The 16,477-nt window shown below is 71.1% G+C and carries 18 protein-coding genes and 1 pseudogene; 12 read left to right on the top strand and 7 right to left on the bottom strand.

The window, feature by feature from the left end; genetic code table 11:
- Positions 1–212 (top strand): adenosylhomocysteinase (locus ABD385_RS31495; RefSeq protein WP_344582438.1); only part of this gene is annotated, 212 nt, incomplete at its 5' end.
- Between the two features lie 34 nt (positions 213–246).
- On the opposite strand, the gene ABD385_RS31500 is transcribed toward ABD385_RS31495, so the two are convergent.
- Together ABD385_RS31500 and ABD385_RS31505 are read right to left on the bottom strand one after the other, a co-directional pair.
- A complete protein-coding gene (locus ABD385_RS31500) occupies positions 247–1,134 on the bottom strand; it encodes an SDR family NAD(P)-dependent oxidoreductase (protein ID WP_425585518.1) in 888 nt (295 codons plus the stop codon).
- Positions 1,135–1,257: 123 nt separating this feature from the next.
- On the bottom strand, positions 1,258–1,881 hold the full coding sequence (locus ABD385_RS31505) for a ScbR family autoregulator-binding transcription factor (protein WP_344582440.1): 624 nt from the start codon (positions 1,879–1,881) through the stop codon (positions 1,258–1,260).
- A 130-nt stretch (positions 1,882–2,011) separates the two neighbouring features.
- Here ABD385_RS31505 and ABD385_RS31510 point away from each other — a divergent pair, with 130 nt between their 5' ends.
- Positions 2,012–2,974 (top strand): ScbA/BarX family gamma-butyrolactone biosynthesis protein, encoded by a 963-nt coding sequence (locus ABD385_RS31510; RefSeq protein ID WP_344582442.1) that lies wholly within the window; start codon positions 2,012–2,014, stop codon positions 2,972–2,974.
- Between the two features lie 72 nt (positions 2,975–3,046).
- Here the strand turns inward: ABD385_RS31510 and ABD385_RS31515 are convergent, their stop codons facing one another.
- Entirely contained in the window at positions 3,047–3,799 is a 753-nt protein-coding gene (locus ABD385_RS31515; RefSeq protein ID WP_344582444.1) for an SDR family NAD(P)-dependent oxidoreductase, read from the bottom strand.
- A 430-nt stretch (positions 3,800–4,229) separates the two neighbouring features.
- Here ABD385_RS31515 and ABD385_RS31520 point away from each other — a divergent pair, with 430 nt between their 5' ends.
- The 5 genes and pseudogenes from ABD385_RS31520 to ABD385_RS31540 all read left to right on the top strand — a co-directional run.
- Positions 4,230–5,045 carry an SAM hydrolase/SAM-dependent halogenase family protein gene (locus ABD385_RS31520; RefSeq protein WP_344582446.1) on the top strand — a complete coding sequence of 272 codons (816 nt, stop codon included), beginning with the start codon at positions 4,230–4,232 and terminating at the stop codon, positions 5,043–5,045.
- Positions 5,046–5,139: 94 nt separating this feature from the next.
- Positions 5,140–5,781 (top strand): class I SAM-dependent DNA methyltransferase, encoded by a 642-nt coding sequence (locus ABD385_RS31525; protein ID WP_344582447.1) that lies wholly within the window; start codon positions 5,140–5,142, stop codon positions 5,779–5,781.
- 422 nt (positions 5,782–6,203) lie between these two features.
- Positions 6,204–6,611 carry a hypothetical protein gene (locus tag ABD385_RS31530; RefSeq protein ID WP_344582448.1) on the top strand — a complete coding sequence of 136 codons (408 nt, stop codon included), beginning with the start codon at positions 6,204–6,206 and terminating at the stop codon, positions 6,609–6,611.
- Between the two features lie 194 nt (positions 6,612–6,805).
- The gene (locus ABD385_RS31535; protein ID WP_344582450.1) at positions 6,806–7,189 is read left to right on the top strand and encodes an AQJ64_40280 family protein; all 384 of its coding nucleotides are present in this window, start codon (positions 6,806–6,808) and stop codon (positions 7,187–7,189) included.
- A 14-nt stretch (positions 7,190–7,203) separates the two neighbouring features.
- Positions 7,204–7,818 (top strand): annotated as a pseudogene (locus ABD385_RS31540) (oxidoreductase); the annotation flags it as partial.
- Between the two features lie 110 nt (positions 7,819–7,928).
- Here the strand turns inward: ABD385_RS31540 and ABD385_RS31545 are convergent.
- A complete protein-coding gene (locus ABD385_RS31545; RefSeq protein WP_344582451.1) occupies positions 7,929–8,660 on the bottom strand; it encodes an SDR family NAD(P)-dependent oxidoreductase in 732 nt (243 codons plus the stop codon).
- A 99-nt stretch (positions 8,661–8,759) separates the two neighbouring features.
- Entirely contained in the window at positions 8,760–10,163 is a 1,404-nt protein-coding gene (locus tag ABD385_RS31550; protein WP_344582452.1) for an MFS transporter, read from the bottom strand.
- A gap of 183 nt (positions 10,164–10,346) precedes the next feature.
- On the opposite strand from ABD385_RS31550, the gene ABD385_RS31555 reads away from it, so the two are divergent.
- The 3 genes from ABD385_RS31555 to ABD385_RS31565 all read left to right on the top strand — a co-directional run bounded on the left by ABD385_RS31555 (position 10,347) and on the right by ABD385_RS31565 (position 12,384).
- Positions 10,347–11,060, top strand: coding sequence for a TetR/AcrR family transcriptional regulator (locus ABD385_RS31555; protein WP_344582454.1), 714 nt, complete (start codon positions 10,347–10,349; stop codon positions 11,058–11,060).
- A gap of 184 nt (positions 11,061–11,244) precedes the next feature.
- Positions 11,245–11,628 (top strand): hypothetical protein, encoded by a 384-nt coding sequence (locus ABD385_RS31560; protein ID WP_344582456.1) that lies wholly within the window; start codon positions 11,245–11,247, stop codon positions 11,626–11,628.
- A gap of 162 nt (positions 11,629–11,790) precedes the next feature.
- A complete protein-coding gene (locus tag ABD385_RS31565; RefSeq protein ID WP_344582458.1) occupies positions 11,791–12,384 on the top strand; it encodes a carbonic anhydrase in 594 nt (197 codons plus the stop codon).
- Between the two features lie 295 nt (positions 12,385–12,679).
- Here ABD385_RS31565 and ABD385_RS31570 read toward each other — a convergent pair whose 3' ends face one another.
- Positions 12,680–13,030 carry a winged helix-turn-helix transcriptional regulator gene (locus ABD385_RS31570; protein ID WP_344582460.1) on the bottom strand — a complete coding sequence of 117 codons (351 nt, stop codon included), beginning with the start codon at positions 13,028–13,030 and terminating at the stop codon, positions 12,680–12,682.
- A 48-nt stretch (positions 13,031–13,078) separates the two neighbouring features.
- On the opposite strand from ABD385_RS31570, the gene ABD385_RS31575 reads away from it, so the two are divergent.
- Positions 13,079–13,966 carry an NAD(P)-dependent oxidoreductase gene (locus ABD385_RS31575; RefSeq protein WP_344582462.1) on the top strand — a complete coding sequence of 296 codons (888 nt, stop codon included), beginning with the start codon at positions 13,079–13,081 and terminating at the stop codon, positions 13,964–13,966.
- Between the two features lie 181 nt (positions 13,967–14,147).
- On the opposite strand, the gene ABD385_RS31580 is transcribed toward ABD385_RS31575, so the two are convergent.
- Positions 14,148–15,560, bottom strand: coding sequence for an amidase (locus ABD385_RS31580; RefSeq protein ID WP_344582464.1), 1,413 nt, complete (start codon positions 15,558–15,560; stop codon positions 14,148–14,150).
- Between the two features lie 186 nt (positions 15,561–15,746).
- On the opposite strand from ABD385_RS31580, the gene ABD385_RS31585 reads away from it, so the two are divergent.
- Positions 15,747–16,457, top strand: a complete 711-nt coding sequence (locus ABD385_RS31585) for a TetR/AcrR family transcriptional regulator (RefSeq protein ID WP_344582465.1) — start codon at positions 15,747–15,749, stop codon at positions 16,455–16,457.
- Positions 16,458–16,477 lie beyond the last annotated feature (20 nt).

The raw sequence follows: 16,477 nt of genomic DNA on the forward strand, positions 1-16,477 counted from the left end.
CGGACCAGACGTTGGCGCAGCTGGAGCTGTTCACCAAGCCCGAGCAGTACCCGACCGACGTCTACGTGCTGCCCAAGCACCTGGACGAGAAGGTGGCCCGGCTCCACCTGGACGCGCTGGGCGTCAAACTCACCACCCTGCGCCAGGAGCAGGCCGACTACATCGGCGTCAAGGTCGAGGGCCCGTACAAGCCCGACCACTACCGCTACTGACCGCCACCGCCGACCCACCCACGGGCCGGGACGTTCAGACCGCCGACCAGCCCCCGTCCACGGGCACCACTCCTCCCGTGATGAAGGACGCCTGGTCGCTGCAGAGCCAGGCAGCGGCGCGCGCGACCTCGACGGGGTCGGCCAGCCGGCGTTGGATGGCCCGGGCGACGAGGTCCGCCTCCTGGAGCCCGTCCACCTCCGCCAGGGCGGAGGTGACCATGTCGGTGCGGGTGGCCCCCACGACGAGGGCGTTGACCCGGATGCCGTGGTCGCCGTACTCGGCGGCCGCGGTCTTCGTCAGGCCCAGGACGGCGTGCTTGGCGGCCACGTACGGAGCGACGGCACCGGTCGCGAACAGGCCCGCCGTGCTGGAGGTGTTGACGATCGCGCCACCGGTTCCCTGGGTGAGCATCGTGCGGATCTGGGCACGCAGGCAGTTCCAGACGCCGCGGACGTTGACGTCCATGATCTGGTCGAAGACCGCCTGCTCCGTCTCGTGCAAGGGAGCGCCGAGCGTGCCCTGTCCGGCGTTGTTGAAGGCGGCGTCGAGGGTGCCGAACTTGGCCACCGCCACGTCGACGGCGCGGTCGACGTCGCCCTGGTTGGTGACGTCGCCGGTCACCACCGCAACCTGGCCGCCGCTCTCCTCGATCTCCCCGGCCAGGGCCCGGAGCCGGTCCTCGCGGCGGGCCATGAGGACGACGGACGCGCCTTCCTCCGCGAAGCAGTGCGCGGCGGCCGCGCCGATGCCGCTGGACGCGCCGGTGATCATGATCGTCTTGCGATTCAGGGTGCCGCGTCCGCGGTCCCCTTCGCGGCACCTGGACGCCGCCGGCCTCACATGGGGCGCACGCCGCCCCTGCCCTGCACTCTGCTTCGTCGGTGTGGTGCCTGCCGCCTGCGCTGGAATCGTCGGCGTCATCCCATGCCCCCGTATGTGGACAGCCACTAGTTGGGAATTATACGAATCCCAGTTCGCCACCGTAGTGCACTCGCCGCACCCCGCCCGGGTCAATTTCTCTTCCCGAACGAAGCCGATGGATCGTCAAGTCGACTTCCCGCGGTCGGAGTTGAGGTCGACCGACGCGGCCGCCGCCGGCGTGGCCAGCGACGGCAGCAGGCAGCGCCACATCTCCACCACACGGATGGGCAGATCGCGGTAACCCGTCAACATGTGCGCATGCATCTGCGCTCCGGTGCACGCGTTGACGATCAGACGCGCCACCGCCGACTCGTCGCACGTTCCGTTGAGTTCACCGCGTTTTTGCGCTTCGGCCAGCTCCTGCTCGAAGATCCGCGCCCACTGCTGGTGGGAGTTCTGCTCCTGGCCGATGAACTCCTCCTGCTCCATGACCAGTCGCGCACCCGCGAGCAGCACGGGGTCCTCCCGGATCTGGTGCGCCCAGGTCAGAGTGATGTCGACGGCACGTTGGAGCCCGACGGACTCGTGTCGCGGCAGCACCCGTTCCGGCTGCCCCACGACTATTTCGCGGGCCAACGCCGCCTTGTTCTTGAAGTGGAAGTACATGGCGCCCATCGTCAGACCCGCACGTTCCGTGATCTTGGTGACGCTGGCGCCCGCGTAGCCCTGCTCCGCGAAGACCTCGGCCGCCGCCCGCACTATGGCGGCTCGGGTCTGGAGGGCACGGTCCTGTCGCTGTCTTGACATGCATCTTTCCGGTCTGCTCTCGACAGAATAAATAACGTTCTCTATGTTACGGCACACGGCTGGTTCAACTCCATGCCCGTCCACCCCAGTTGCTGCACACGACCCTTCACCACCCTTGAGGAGAAGTCGTATGCCTGCCCCCCTCGCCGTCCCCGTCGCCCCCGTCGCCCCCGCCGCCCCCGCCGCCCCTCGTCCCGAAGCGGCCTCGGACCTGGGTCCCCTGGTCCGCAAGCGTGTCGCCGACGAAGTGCTGATCACCGACTGGCGCACGGTCTCCGACACCACCCACCACGTCACCGCCCACTGGCCGCAACACCACAGCTTCTACACGCCGCGTTCCGGCCGCTACAGCCCCCTGTTACTGGTCGAGACGGTGCGCCAGGCCCTCGCACTGCTCTCCAACGCGGCCTACGAGGTGCCGCTGGAATACAAGCTGGGCTGGGAATACTGCTCGTGCACCCTCACGCCGGCCATGCTGGACATCCGACCGGACGACCACGGGGCGGAGGTCGAGCTGACCATCACGCACGCCCTGCCCGCCGCGCGCCGCAAGGGCGGCTCGGTCCGTCTGGAGGCGCAGATCACCGCGGTCCGCGACGGTCAACTGTTGGGCGCGGCACACCTGCGCTACACCTGCCATGCACCCGCCATCTACGAGCGACTGCGCGGCCAGTACGCGGATGCCCGGGCGGCGACCTCGCACGCACCGCTCCCCGGCACTCCGGTGCCGCCCGCGCACGTGGGTCGCACGAGCGACAAGGACGTCGTGCTCTGCCCGACGACGGCCCCCCGACGGTGGCAACTGCGGGTCGACACCGCACACCCGGTGCTCTTCGACCACGCCCACGACCACCTTCCCGGCATGGTGTTGCTGGAGGCTGCCGGCCAGGCCGCGCACTGCCTCGCCGGGCCCGACCCCACCACGCCGGTGACGCTGCGTACGCACTTCTCGCGTTACACCGAGTTGGACGCACCCTGCTGGATCGAGGCGACGCCGCTTCAGTGGCCGCAGCCGGACCTCGCCCGCACCACGATCACCGGCACCCAGAACGAGCAGGTCACCTTCACCACGCACGTGATAACCCGACGCTGAGGGGTTTCCCGGCTCGGAGACGGCGTGAGGGGGCCGCCGTCGGCAGCCCCCTCACGCCGTCCTGACGCATCGTCACCACATGAACTGTCCGCCGTCGACGATGAGCTTCTGGCCCGTGACGTACGCGGCCCCGTCACCGACGAGGAACTCCAGCGCCGACGCCATCTCCTCGACCGTTCCGATCCGTTCCTGCGGGATGCTCGTCAGCATGCTCGCGCGGTGCTCGGGCGCCGCGGTCCGCACCCGCATCTGCATGTCCTCGGTGTCGATCATGCCGGGGATCAGCGCGTTCACGCGGACGTGCGGAGCGAGCTCCAACGCCAGGCACTTCGTCAGGTGGAGCAGACCAGCCTTGCTCGCACAGTAGTTGATCCCGTTGAACCGAGGCCTGATGCCGGTCGTCGCGGCGATGTTGACGATGACTCCGCTGCCGGCCTCGCGCATCGCGGGGGCGAACGCCCGCGCCAGGTAGAAGGGGCCCGACAGGTTGGTGTCGAGGACCGTGTGCCATTCGTCGTCCGACATCTCGGCGAACGGCCGGTCGATGTTCCGGCCGGCGTTGTTGACCAGCACGTGCGGAACGCCGTGGTGCGCCAGCACGCCGTCGGCCAGGCGGCCGACCTCGCCGCTGTCGGAGACGTCGGCCCGGAACACCGTGCAGGCGTCGCCGAGTTCGGCGGCGGCCGTCCGCGCGGCCTCGGGATCGTGTCGGTACAGCGCGACGACCTGGTAGCCGAGTTTCACGAGCTTCCGGGTGAATGCCAGACCTATTCCCTTGGTTCCACCCGTTACGACGGCCACTCGTCCGGTTTCACGCACACTCATGCAATCCAGTCCTCTCTACGACGGAATTCCTCCGAGAACGCCCGGCACGGCGCGCGGCGAGCCCCACGGGAACTTCCGGACTCCCTTCGCTGGAACGCCGCCGTCGGGCGATGTTCCCGAAGCGACGGCCCTGCGCCGCTGCCGGCACCCCGGCATTCCTTCACCGACGCAGTTCAGTTCTCCGCACGTCGGCAGCGCCTTCGAGCCGATGCCCGTGAGCGCTCCGGGCCGCCACCCGCCCCATCATCGAGGGCCCAGGTCGCAAGCGGCAATGTCCCTAAGGTGGCATTGGCTTTTGTCACCATCGCCGAATGGTGCCGGGCTGCCGGGACGAATCATGATGATGAAAACCCCGCCGGAATCCCGGACCCAACACCGGATCCATTGCGGTCAGAATCGGAACATTCCTGGACCACGGAAGGTCGAATCGGTGGACAAGCCCATCATCGCTTACCTGTCGGACATCGGTAACCACGACGAGGCGCACGCGCTCGGCAAGGGCCTCATCAAGACCATTGCCCCGGCCGCAGAGATCGTCGACATCACCCACCAGGTCACCCCGTTCGACGTGCGGGAGGGCGGCCTGTACCTGCAGGACGTGCCGGCGTCGTTCCCCGCCCACACCGTCATCGCCGCCTACGTCTACCCCGAGACGGGCACCTCGACCCGCACCGTCGTGGTCCGCAACGAGAAGGACCAGCTCCTCGTCGCCCCCAACAACGGGCTGCTGACCTGGGCCCTGAAGGCGGTCCCGGCCGTCGAGGCGTGGGAGGTGACCTCGCCGGACGTGATGAACCAGCCCGTCACCCCGACCTGGTACGGCAAGGACGTCGTGGTGGCCTGCGGTGCCCACCTGGCCGCCGGGGTCGCCCCGTCCGCCGTCGGACCCAAGATCGACGTGGCCAAGCTGGTCACCCTGCCGACGACCGCGGCCGTGCAGCTCGACGACGGTTCGGTGCGCGGCGAAGTCGTCCGGATCGACAAGGCGTTCGGCAACGTCTGGACGAACATCTCCCTGGACTCCCTGTCCGGCGGCGGGACCCTGGACGGCAAGACCCTCCAGGTGACGGCCGAGGGGCTGTCCGTGGAGATCCCGTACTACGCCACCTTCGGCGAGGTGCCGATCGGCGAGCCGCTGGTCTACAACAACAGCCGCGGCAAGGTCGCCCTCGGCCTCAACCAGGGCAGTTTCCTCAAGCGTTACGGGGTGGCCGCGGGCGACACCCTGACCATCGGTCTCGTCTGAACCGACCCCGTGCACGAACCACCCATCCCACCTGATGCACGAAGGCGCCTGGCCCGGTTCGGGGCCAGGCGCCTTGGCGCGGAGGAGACCGCACATGGACAGCCAGGAGATCGTGGACCGCTCGCACAGCCTCGACGGGCGCCCCGAACTGCTCAGCGCCTTCTACGGCGACTGGGCCGAGACCTATGAGAACGACGCGAGCAACATGGGGTACGAGGGGCCGCTCCGCATGGCCGACTTCTACCTCTCGCTCGCGCCCCGCATGCTGCCGGCCCCCGAGGAGACCACCGCACTCGACGCGGGGTGCGGAACGGGCCTGGTCGGCCCGGTCTTCAAGAAACTCGGCATCGGCCACCTCGACGGCCTGGACCTCAACCACGAGATGGTCGCGCAGGCCGCGGGGACGGGTGCCTACCGCCTCCTCACCAGCGGCACCGACCTCAACCTCGGCCTGCCCGAATGCGCACCCGCCACCTACGACCTCACCCTCAGCTGCGGCGTGTTCACCACCGGGCACGTGGCGCCGCACGCGTTGGACGCACTCCTGCGCGTCACCCGCCCGAACGGCCTGGTGCTCCTCACCACGAGCGCCAACTACCTGTCCGTCACGGACTTCCACGGCTTCCTCAGGTCCCGCGAGGCGCAGCGCCGGCTGACCGTGATCGAGTGCCTGGCCGACCACCACTACCTCACCGACGAGCGCGCACACTACTGGGCGATCTCCCCCACCGCCTGAGCGACCGTCCCTGGTGCTGCCGGGTGGGAGGGTCCCCCACCGGGTGCGCACCCGGCCCCGCACGGCGACGCCTGCGGCCCGGCGCTCGAATGCCGGCCGCTTCGCCGCTTTCCGGACCTCTTTGCGCACCTTGAGCGTGCGGTTCCCCGGCCCGCGGGAGAAGAACGCGAAGTCGCCCGGGAAAAGGCGGGCCCGCTCTTCGATGAGGACTTTTAAGGCTTTCGGGACCTCTGCACGTCACAGCCATTCTGCGAAGAGCGGGATCGACGCCGGAACGAAAAGAAGTGGGCGCTCCGGGATCACCCGGAGAGTTGACCAGGAAGATCCGTAATCAAGCGCCTCCCGCACGGGCCGGGCTCGATTGGCTTCAACTCCCCTATTTACCTTAGAATTTGGGTGCACCAATCGAAAGGGGCGCCGTTATGGCCGTGAAGGAAACCATCCAGGTCGACGAATCTCAGAAGGACGAGCCGGGAGTGCAGGAGGTCATCACTCCCGTGCCGGTCGGCAGTGAGGTCGTCAAGAAGGCGACCTACTGGCGGTCGATTCTCCAGGACGACCTCGACCCCCAGGCGACGGACGGCGTCACGACCGTGAAGCTCGCCGTGCCGACCCTGGTCGAGGAGGAGTACGAAACCGGGGAGACCAACGAAGACGGCACGGCGAAGCTCGGGGTCCGTCAGGTCCGTGACACGCAGTGGTACGAGATCGACCTCAGCGAGGCCAACGTGGTCGCGCTCCAGGAGGCGGTCAAGCCCTTCACCGACGTGGCCCGCACGATCGAGGACCCCACGGTGAAGCCTGCACGCAAGAAGCGCACAACGAAGTGAGTGTCGGCGCCCCCTCGCAGCGAGGGGGCGTTCTTGTTGCGGCGACTCGCCCCCCGGTGCCGCACGCTGCGCCGCAGGCAACCTTTGCGGGCGTCGCGCGGTCCTTCCGGATGCCGGGGTCGGGTCGGCGCCCCTGCCGGCGCGCCGGCACCTGAGCCAATGACGCGTTTCCGAGTGCTGGGGTGAGGAGCGGGATGACGGATTTCCACGCCGTCGTGACGTGGGTCGACGCACGCGAGAGGCTGCCCCGGAGCGGTACACCGGTGGCGGCGGCGATCACGGGCCGGTATCCGGCGGACGGCGCCCGCGGTTCCGGCACCGGGTCGGGGGAGGAGTTCTGGCTCGTGAGGCCGATGCACTTCACCACGCTGCACCGGGGTGAGGACGGCGTGGAGCACCGGGACTGCTTCGTCGACTCCGACGGCATCATCCGTCTCCCCCACGGCCTCACGAGTGCCGAAACGGTGACGCACTGGGCCGAGTTGCCCACGCTGCCCGGCCGGCAGACGCGCATCACCCTGGGCAAGGACGTACGACCGGCCCTGCAGAACGCCTGGGACGCCCGGCCCGCCACCTGACGGACACATGACGCGTACTCGTCGCCAACGCCGGGTACGGCCACGAGGGCCTGTTCGAGGAGTCGTCGATGGAGGACCTTCGCCGTCAGTTCGAGGTGAACGTCTACGGAACCGTGGCGGTGATCAAGGCCGTGCTGCCGCACATGCGGGAGCGCCGTTCGGGCCACGTCATCGCCGTCACCTCGATGGGCGGGCTGACCACCATGCCGGGCCTCGGCTTCTACCACGGCAGCAAGTTCGCGGTGGAGGGCATCCTCGAAACGCTCGGCAAGGAGGTCGCCGACTTCGGCATCCACGTCACCGCCGTCGAGCCGGGCAGTTTCCGGACCGACTGGTCCGGCCGCTCGATGATCCGCGCACCCCGTGTGATCGCCGACTACGACGAGCTGTTCGAACCGCTGCGCGCCCGGCGCATCCGCGGCAGGGGGCACCAGCCGGGAGACCCGGACAAGGCCGCCGCCGCGGTGCTGCGCATCGTGGCGGCCGACCAGCCGCCGACGCGCCTGCTGCTCGGCACCGACGCGCTCCAGCACATCCGGGCCGGACGCGACGCCTTCGAGCGCACCATGCGGGCCTGGGCCGAGTTGTCGGCCTCCACCGACTTCGACGACGTCAGCCGGTCCGCCTGAGGCCACTCGCCGTCGGGCCTCCGGCGCGGGGGCCCCGACGGCGGCCGTCATCACCGAGCTCCACTCAAGCCAGGAGAAGTCCGGCAGGACCACGGTGCGGCGGGGCGCGGTCAGGGCAGCGGCCGGGTGTCGCGGAAGAGCCGGCCGGTGGGGCCGTGCCCGTCCAGCGTCGCCGCCCGGACGACGCCGCGTGCGCTTTCGGCGGCGGGGCGCGCCCCCTCCTCGTCGCCGCGCTCGGGGTGGGTGGCGGTTTCACCCGGGTCTACGGCGTTGACGAGGATCGGCGTGTCCTTCAGGGCTCGGGCCAGGACGGTGGTGAGGACGTCGAGGGCGTGCTTGGCGAAGGAGTGGGCCGGGGCGCGCAGACTGGCGCCGAGGTCGAGGCCGGTGGCGATCTGTTGGGCACAGACGCTGGAGACGTTGACGATGCGGGCGGCGGGGGCGGCCGTCAGCAGCGGCAGCATCGACTGGACCAGGCGCCAGGGGCCGAGCACGTCCACCTCCAACGCGGACCGCACCGCGTCGAGGTCGGCGTCCAGTGCGGACAGGACGGTGAAGTCGACGGCGTCGCTGGCGTTGTTGATGAGGACGTCCAGGTGGCCGACGGTCCGGGCGACGTGGTCGGCCGCCGCGTCCATGCTGGCCGGGTCGGTGAGGTCGAGGCGCAGGGCCGTGGCCTGGTGGCCCTCCCGGCGCAGTCGCGCGGCCAGGCACTCCGCCCGGGAGGCGTCGCGCGCCGTGAGGATCACGTGGTGTTCGAGCTGGGCGAGTTGGCGGGCGACCGCGAAGCCGAGGCCGAGCGCGCGGCTGGTGCCGGTGATGAGTGCGACCTTCGTCGTCATGCCGTTTTCCTCCCGTGGTGGGGTCGGGTGCCGACCGGGACTGCCGGTCCTCGAAGGCGGGGGCGGGGGCGGGTGAACTCCACGGCTGGGTACGGGGGTTCAGTGTGGGGCGTGTGCTGCGCGTCGGGGCAGGAACCCGACGAGCAGCAGGGTCAGGAAGTACAGGCCGGCGCAGAGCCCGAAGACCCGTTGCGCGGCGGCGAAGTAGGCGTGCGGGGAGGGGGTGCCCAGGCCGGCGAAGAACGCGGTGCCCAAGGCGGCGACGCCGATGGCGCTGGCGAACTGCTGGACGGCGTTGAGCAGGCCGGCGCCGGTACCGACCTCCTCGGCGGTGGCGTCGCCGAGGATGAAGTCGACCAGCGGGACGAACACCAGGCCCGCGCCGAAGCCGGTCAGGAACAGCGACGGCGTCAGCTTGCCGACGGTGAGGGCGGTGCCCCAGTGGTGGGTGGACCACCACAGGGCGAGCAGACCGAGGACGGCGACGGACAGCCCGATGCGCAGGGCCGCCCGCCCCAGCCGCCTCGCGAGCGCTCCCCCGCCGAACAGGACGGCGACGGTGGTGCCCAGGGCCCACGGAATCAGCGTCAGGCCGGTGCGCAGCGGCGTCCAGCCCATGCCGAGTTGCAGCAGCAGGTTGACGACCAGGACGAACGCGCTCAACGCGCCGTGGAAGCCGGCGACGACGAGCAGGCCGACGACGAAGCTGCGCTTGCGGAACAGGGACGGCGCGATGACCGGGTGCCTGGTGCGACGCTCGGAGGCGACGAACAGCGCGAACATCACGGCCGAGGCCGCCAGCATCGCGTAGGTCCAGGCCGGCCAGCCGAGTTCGCGCCCCTGGATGAGCGGGACGATCAGCAGGGCGGAGCCGGCGGTGAGCAGACCCACGCCGGTCGGGTCGAGGCCGGCGTCGGGGTCCTCGCCACCGTTGCGGGGCAGCACGCGGTGGCCGAGCAGGAGGGCGAGGACGCCGAAGGGCACGTTGATCAGGAAGATCGAGCGCCACTGGCTGCCGAACAGGTCCAGGTGCAGCAGCCAACCGGCGAGGATCGGCCCGCCGACCGTGGCCAGGCCCATGATCGGCCCGAACGGCAGCAGCGCCTTGCGCAGGAGCGCGGGCGGGAAGACGACCTTCACCAACGTCATGCCCTGCGGGATCAGCACGGAGCCGAACAGGCCCTGTAGCAGTCGCGCGACGATCAGGAAGGCGGGGCCGGGGGCGAGGCCGCAGGCCAACGAGGTGAGGGTGAAACCGGCCATGCCGATCAGGAACAGTCGGCGCCGGCCGAGCAGGTCGCCGAGCCGGCCCGAGGTGACCAGGCCGAGCGCGAAGGCCGCGGTGTAGGCGGACAGCGTCCACTGCAGGGTCGTCGGCCCGCCCCCGAGGTCGGCCCGGATGGACGGCCCGGCGAGGTTGGCAACGCTGGAGTCGACGAGATCCATGATCTCGCCGAGGAGGACGACGACCAGCACGAGCCACGCGGCGCGCGGCGGCGCCACGGCAGGGGCATCAGCAGGAGCGACGGCGGGGGCGACGGCGGGGGCGTCAGCGGGGACGCCGCGAGAGGAAGAGCGTTGTTCGAGACTCACGAACGACATTCCACACACGAACGGCGTTCGCGTCAAGACGAACTGCGTTCGTGACTCATGGAACGGGGTTCGTGCATCCGGTATGCTCGCCACATGCCACCGACTCCTCAGCAACGGCGCGCAGCGCGGCACCACCAGCCCGTTCCCGATGCGGGCGCGCCGCCGGCACGGGGTCGGCGGGCGAAGCCGATCACCGTGGACGCCGTCGTCGACGCGGCGCTCGACGTCGTGGCCCTGGAGGGCTACGGGGCCCTGACCATGCGCCGCGTCGCCACCGCCCTGGAGACCGGACCGGCGTCGCTGTACGCCCACGTCGTCAACAAGGACGACCTGGACGAGCTGCTCATCGGCCGCCTCTGCGCCGAGGTCGACCTGCCCGAACCGGACCCCGACACCTGGCGCGAGCAGATCACCGACGTCTGCACCCAGCTGCGCGACCAGTACCTGCGCTACCCCGGCATCTCCCGGGCCGCCCTCGCCACCGCCCCCACCAACGAGGACACCCTGCGCATCGCCGAAGGCATGCTCGCCCTCCTCCTCGCCGGCGGCATCGCCCCGCAGACCGCCGCCTGGGGCATCGACTCCCTGATGCTCTACGTCAACGCCTACAGCCTTGAGGTCTCGCTGGTCAGCGGCCCCGACGGCGAGTGGGTCGTCAGCCGGGACGAACTGCTGGGCCGGTTCGCCAACCTGCCCGACACCTTCCCGCACACGAAGCGGTACGCCGCCGAACTCACCTCGGGAACCGACCACGAACGCTTCGACTTCACCGTCGCGTTGCTGCTCGACGGCCTGGCGCGGCGCTGAGGCCGGTCCACGTCGGCGCGTACGGATCGGCGCATGCGGACGGACGGCGAGCCGTGGCCGGTGCGGGAATCCGTCCGCGGCCGGCATGAGGTGCCGCGCCCGAGGGAACCGATGGAGCGACATCATCGTCTACACGTCTGTAGACCTTGATGTCGTGTCAGGTGACCGAGGGAGGGGAGGGACGATGGCGCGCAGAGGCGTCGCGCTGATCGCGCTGCTGTTCTCCTGTCTCCTGATGCTCCTGACCATCGGTCACCATCCGCCTCCCTGGGGGGAGGAGAGCGAGACCGGCGTCGCCTGGACGACGACCCAGGCACCGGCTCCGCGCTACGACGAGGCGGAGGACGACGCGGGCGACCAGGTCCAACTCTCCGACGCGGCAGCCCCCGTCGTCCTGCCGGACCGCTACGTCGGTCAACTCCCCGAGGTCACCCGCGCCCTCGGTACGGCACCACACGACGGCCCGTTCTCCACGATCGACGCCACCGCACACCGGTGTCGCGCGGGGCGGTCGACCGACGCCGGTCGGCCACCGGACCCCGTCACGCTGCAAGTGATCCGCTGCTGAGCGACCGCGCGCTCCCGCCCGTCACGGCACGCGTCGGCACGACGGTGGCACCGCCCGTAGGGCCGTGCCCCGCCGGACGTCGACGCGCCCTCCCGCCACGGGCGCCCGGAGCACGCCGCGTCCTCGCCGCAACCACTGACCGAGAAGAGCCAGAGGTCGATCATGCATGCTTTCCGCACCGACACGCGTTCCCACCCGGCGCCCCCTGCGGACTCCGGGCCGACGTCCGGCCCGCCCACCGCACGCGCCCTGTTCATCGGCTGCTCCGACGCGGGCGTCTCGCCCACCCTCCTCACCGGCGCCGCACCCGGTGAGCTGCACGAGCTGCGTACCGCGGCACAGATCATCCCGAGGTTCCGGCCCGGCGCACACTGCGGCGTCGGCGGAACACTGGAGTTCGCCCTGGGGCTCCTCGGGGTGCGCGACATCATCCTCTGCGGCCACAGCAACTGCACCGCGCTGCACTCCCTCCGCCGGGACCCGTCCGTCGCCGACCTGCCGCTCGTCCAGAACTGGTTCAGCCGCGCCGCCCACCGCACGCGTGCGGACGACACGCCTCAGCAGGCCGGTGCGGCGTCCTCGACGGCGGCCGAGCAACGCCATCTGCTGGCGCAGCTGCACCATTTGCGCACCTACCCGTGTGTCACCCGCCGTCTCGTGAAGCGCCAGGTCACGCTCCATGCCTGGCACTACGACGACGCCACGGGAGACGTGTCGGCGTGGGATGCGCCGCGGCGGTCCTTCCGACCGTTGTAGCTCCTCCACGGCCAGTCACCGGGCCCGCCGTTCGCTGACGGGGGCCGGTGACTTGGCACCCGGATGCCCGTTCGGCCCGGCCGCCGCAGAGGACTGTGGCGGCCGGGCCGAACGCACCACGGATCGCCCGTTCCCGACGGACGGTGGCGCACCCGCCGACGTCACGTCCACCTCCGCGTCGTGCGTCGTACCCACTTTTTTGTGGGTACTTGGCAGCGCCCGACGGCCCGGGCGAACCTGGTGGGGCGCAGTCAGGGGCGGTCGCCGGAGGGGGATGGGAGGCAGTGGCGTCGCGTCAGGAGGCCGACGCGGAATCGGCGAGCTTCACCAAGCGGCGATGGCCCCAGTCGGAGAGCGGCGCCAACGCCTCGGAGAGGTCGCGGCCGAACTCCGTCAGGGAGTAGACGGTCTTGAGCGGTAGCGCCTCGTGCACTTCCCGGTGCACCAGTCCGTCCGCCTCCATCTCGCGGAGCGCCTGGGTCAACACCTTCTCGCTGAGGCCCGGCACCTGCCGGCGCAGCTCACCGGGACGGTAGGGCCCCGACTCCAGCAGCCAGAGCAGAGCCGTCTTCCACTTGCCGTCGATCACGGAGATCGCGGCGGTCACCCCACAGACATTCGGGTCTTGGGCACGACTGCGCGTCATGTTCGCCCCTTTCATCATATTCAGCAACGTTTATCAAGGAGTGGGAACTTGTCCAGGCACTTTGAACAGTCTGCCGTCACCGTGCTCGGTCTGGGGCCGATGGGCCGGGCCCTGGCCGGCGCCTTGCTCGACGCGGGGGTGCGGACCACCGTCTGGAACCGCACGCCGGGCAGGGACGGGGAGTTGGTGGAACGAGGGGCGGTCAGCGCGCGAACGGCGGCGGAGGCGGTCGCCGCGAGCCCGCTGATCGTGGTCTGCGTGGTGAACTACGACGCGGCGGACGCCGTCCTGCGGCCCGCGGCGGTCGCCGGTGCGCTCAAGGGGCGCACCGTGGTGAACCTGACCGCCGACACCCCGGACCGGGCCCGGGACACGGCCAACTGGGCGGCCGCACACGGCATCCGGTACCTGGACGGCGCGATCATGACGCCGACCACCACCATCGGAACGCCCGCCGCGGTGTTCATCCTCAGCGGCCCGGCGGGGCTCCATCAGGAGCACCGTCCCGTGCTGGAGGCGTTGGGCGGCACCCACACCCACCTCGGCGAGGAGATCGGGCGCGCGGCGGCGTACGACGTCGCACTGCTCGACGTCTTCTGGACCGCGATGGCGGGCTATGCGCACGCCCTGGCGGTGGCGCGGGCCGAGGGCATCACCGCGCGGGAACTGGCGCCCTTCGCCAAGGGCATCGGCGCGATCCTCCCGCCGCTCTTCGACCAGTACGCCGAGGACCTGGACGACGGCACCTTCTCCGGCGAGCTCAACCCGATCACCTCGGCCGTGTCGTCCATGGCGCACATCGTCCACGCCTCCGAGGCCCACGGCATCGATGCCGGCGTCATGCGCGGGGCGGAGGGAATGACCCGCCGGGCCATCGGACTGGGGCACGGGGACGACGGGTTCAGTCGCATCGTCGAGGTCCTCGGGCGACGCTGACCGGACTCGACCGGGCGGACCGCGGGGACACTTCCGGTCCGTCCGGTCCGTCCGTTGCCGGCCGCCCGTGCGCAGTTGGCGCGCACGGTGGTGCGCGCGATGGCCGCGCGGCGGTGCCTGGGGCGGGGTGCCGGTGTCCGCCCTGCCCCGTCGCCAGGGCGGACACCGGTGCGCGCTCGCGTTACGGGCGCGGGTCGACGGGGGTGAGCACGCCGAAGTGACGCTCGATCACCTCGGCGGCCGCCAGGCACCGGTCCTCGCGGTACATCTGCCCGATGACCTGGACGCCCTGCGGCATGCCGTCAGCGAAGCCGGTGGGCACGCTCACCGCCGGCACGCCGACGAGGGAGGTCACCGTGCACAGCGCCCCGGCCAGCATCATCTGCGCGTGGCTGTCGACGTCGGTGTCGTCGGGGAGCAGGTAGAACCCGGGCACGGGCTGGGGACAGGTGGCGCCGAGGAGCAGCGGGTAGGCGTCGAGCAACTCGGCCCAGTCACGTTGGACGGTGAGCCGGACACCGGTCTGTCGGAGGAACTCGTCGAGTTCGGTGTGCGGGGTGCGCGCCATGAACAGGTCGAGGTGCCGGGCGCCCTTCTCGGTGAGCAGCTTCCTGATGCGGGGCCACTTCACGCCGAACTCGGTCATGATGAGCGTCCCGTAGCACTCCAGGGACTCGGCCAGCCGGGGGATGCGCACCTCCTCCACGGCGTGGCCCGCCCGCTCCAGGACGGTGGCGGCCTCGTCGAGCGCGGCCCTGATCTGCGGGTGGACGCCCACTCCGGCCGGGTCGACCACGACGCCGACCCGCACCGGGCCGGTGGGGTCGGCCCCGTACGCGGGCACCGGGACCGCCCGCGGATCCGCCGGGTCCGCGCCCGCCAACGCCTCGTAGGCGGCGCGCAGATCGGCGACCGAGCGGGCGATCGGGCCGTCGACGGGGATGAGTTGGGAGGCCAGCAGGGGTTCCTGACCCATGATGCGGTGGTCGGCGGCGAACCGCCCGTAGCTCGGCTTCAGCCCCGCCACGCCGTTGAAGGCCGCGGGCAGGCGCACGGAGCCGCCCGAGTCGTTGCCGAGGCCGAGCGCGGCCATGCCGACCGCGACCGCCACCCCGTCCCCGCTGCTGCTCCCGCCCGGGGTCTTCGACCGGTCCCAGGGGTTGTACGTCCGGCCGTACAACTGGCTGGCGGGGTCCGAGGAGATCGCCAGGTCGGGCATGTTGGCGTGGCCGATCGGAATGGCCCCCGCGGCGCGCAGCCGGCGCACCGGCGGGGAGTCGACCTCGGCCACGTGGTCGCGGAACGTCGGCACGCCGTGCGTGGTCGCCCACCCCGCCACGTGGATGTTCTCCTTGACGGTGAAGGGCACGCCGGCCAGTGGACCGGGCCGCTCGCCCGCCGCGTGGCGCCGGTCGGCGGCGCGCGCGGCCTCGCGGGCGCTGTCGGCCATGAGTTGGGTGACGGCGTTCACGCGCGGATTGACCGCCGCGATGCGTGCCAGGTGGCTGTCCACCACCTCGGCCGCCGAGACCTCGCCGCGGGCGACGGCCGCGCCCAACTCCGTCGCGTTCAGCTTCCACAGTTCCGTGTTCATGGCGTTTCCGGGTCGCCCGCTCCGCCTCGTGGCGAGCGCGCACCCCCGCCCCCTTCCCCTCGCTGCGTCGTGCCGACGCCACGGCACGCCGCGACGTCGGACACCCCTTCGTTCCGATGCGCTTGCATCACATCCTATGCTGGGAAGCGATGCAACCGCATTACTACGAGGAGGGTGGGCGGGACCGTGCCCAGACAGGTGGACCACGAGGAACGGCGGCGCCGGATCGCCGAGGCGGTGTGCGCGCTCGCCGACGACAGCGGCCTGGAAGGCGTGACCCTGCGCGACGTCGCCACCCGGGCCGGCGTGTCGATGGGAGCCGTCCAACGCTGCTTCAAGACCAAGCAGGAGATGCTCGTCTTCGCGCTCGACCACATCGGCGAACGGGTCACCGAGCGGGTGAGCGCGCGCGCACGGGCCCGCACCGCCACGGCTGACGAGCCGGCCGAGCCGGCGGGTTCGACGCTGGCGCGCGTACTGGGCGAGGTCGCCCTGGTCGACGAGGCGCAACGGGCCGAGGCCCGGGTCTGGCTCGCGTTCGTCGCGCAGGCCGCCGTGACGCCCGAACTCGCCGCCGTGCTGCGCAACCGCTACTCCGAACTGCACCCCCTGCTCGTGCGCCTGCTCGGCGAGAGCCGCACTGCCGCCCCGGTTCCGGACGGGGGCGTCGCTCCCGGCCCGGACCACGAACCGCACCGGGCGGCACGCACGCTCCTCGCCCTCGCCGACGGCCTGACCACCCACGTCCTGATCGGCCACCTCACCCCGCAGACCGCGCTCACCCTCCTCCGCGCCCAGATCGACACGCTCATCCGGACGAACCCACCGGCCGCGCTCCCGCCCCACACCGCAGGCGGGCCGGCCCCCGCCAACGGCCAGGAGGCGCCGGCGACGTGAGGCCCGCGTCCGCACCGGCG

It is taken from the genome of Streptomyces lunalinharesii, assembly GCF_039532155.1.
GTDB classification, from domain to species: Bacteria; Actinomycetota; Actinomycetes; order Streptomycetales; family Streptomycetaceae; genus Streptomyces; species Streptomyces lunalinharesii.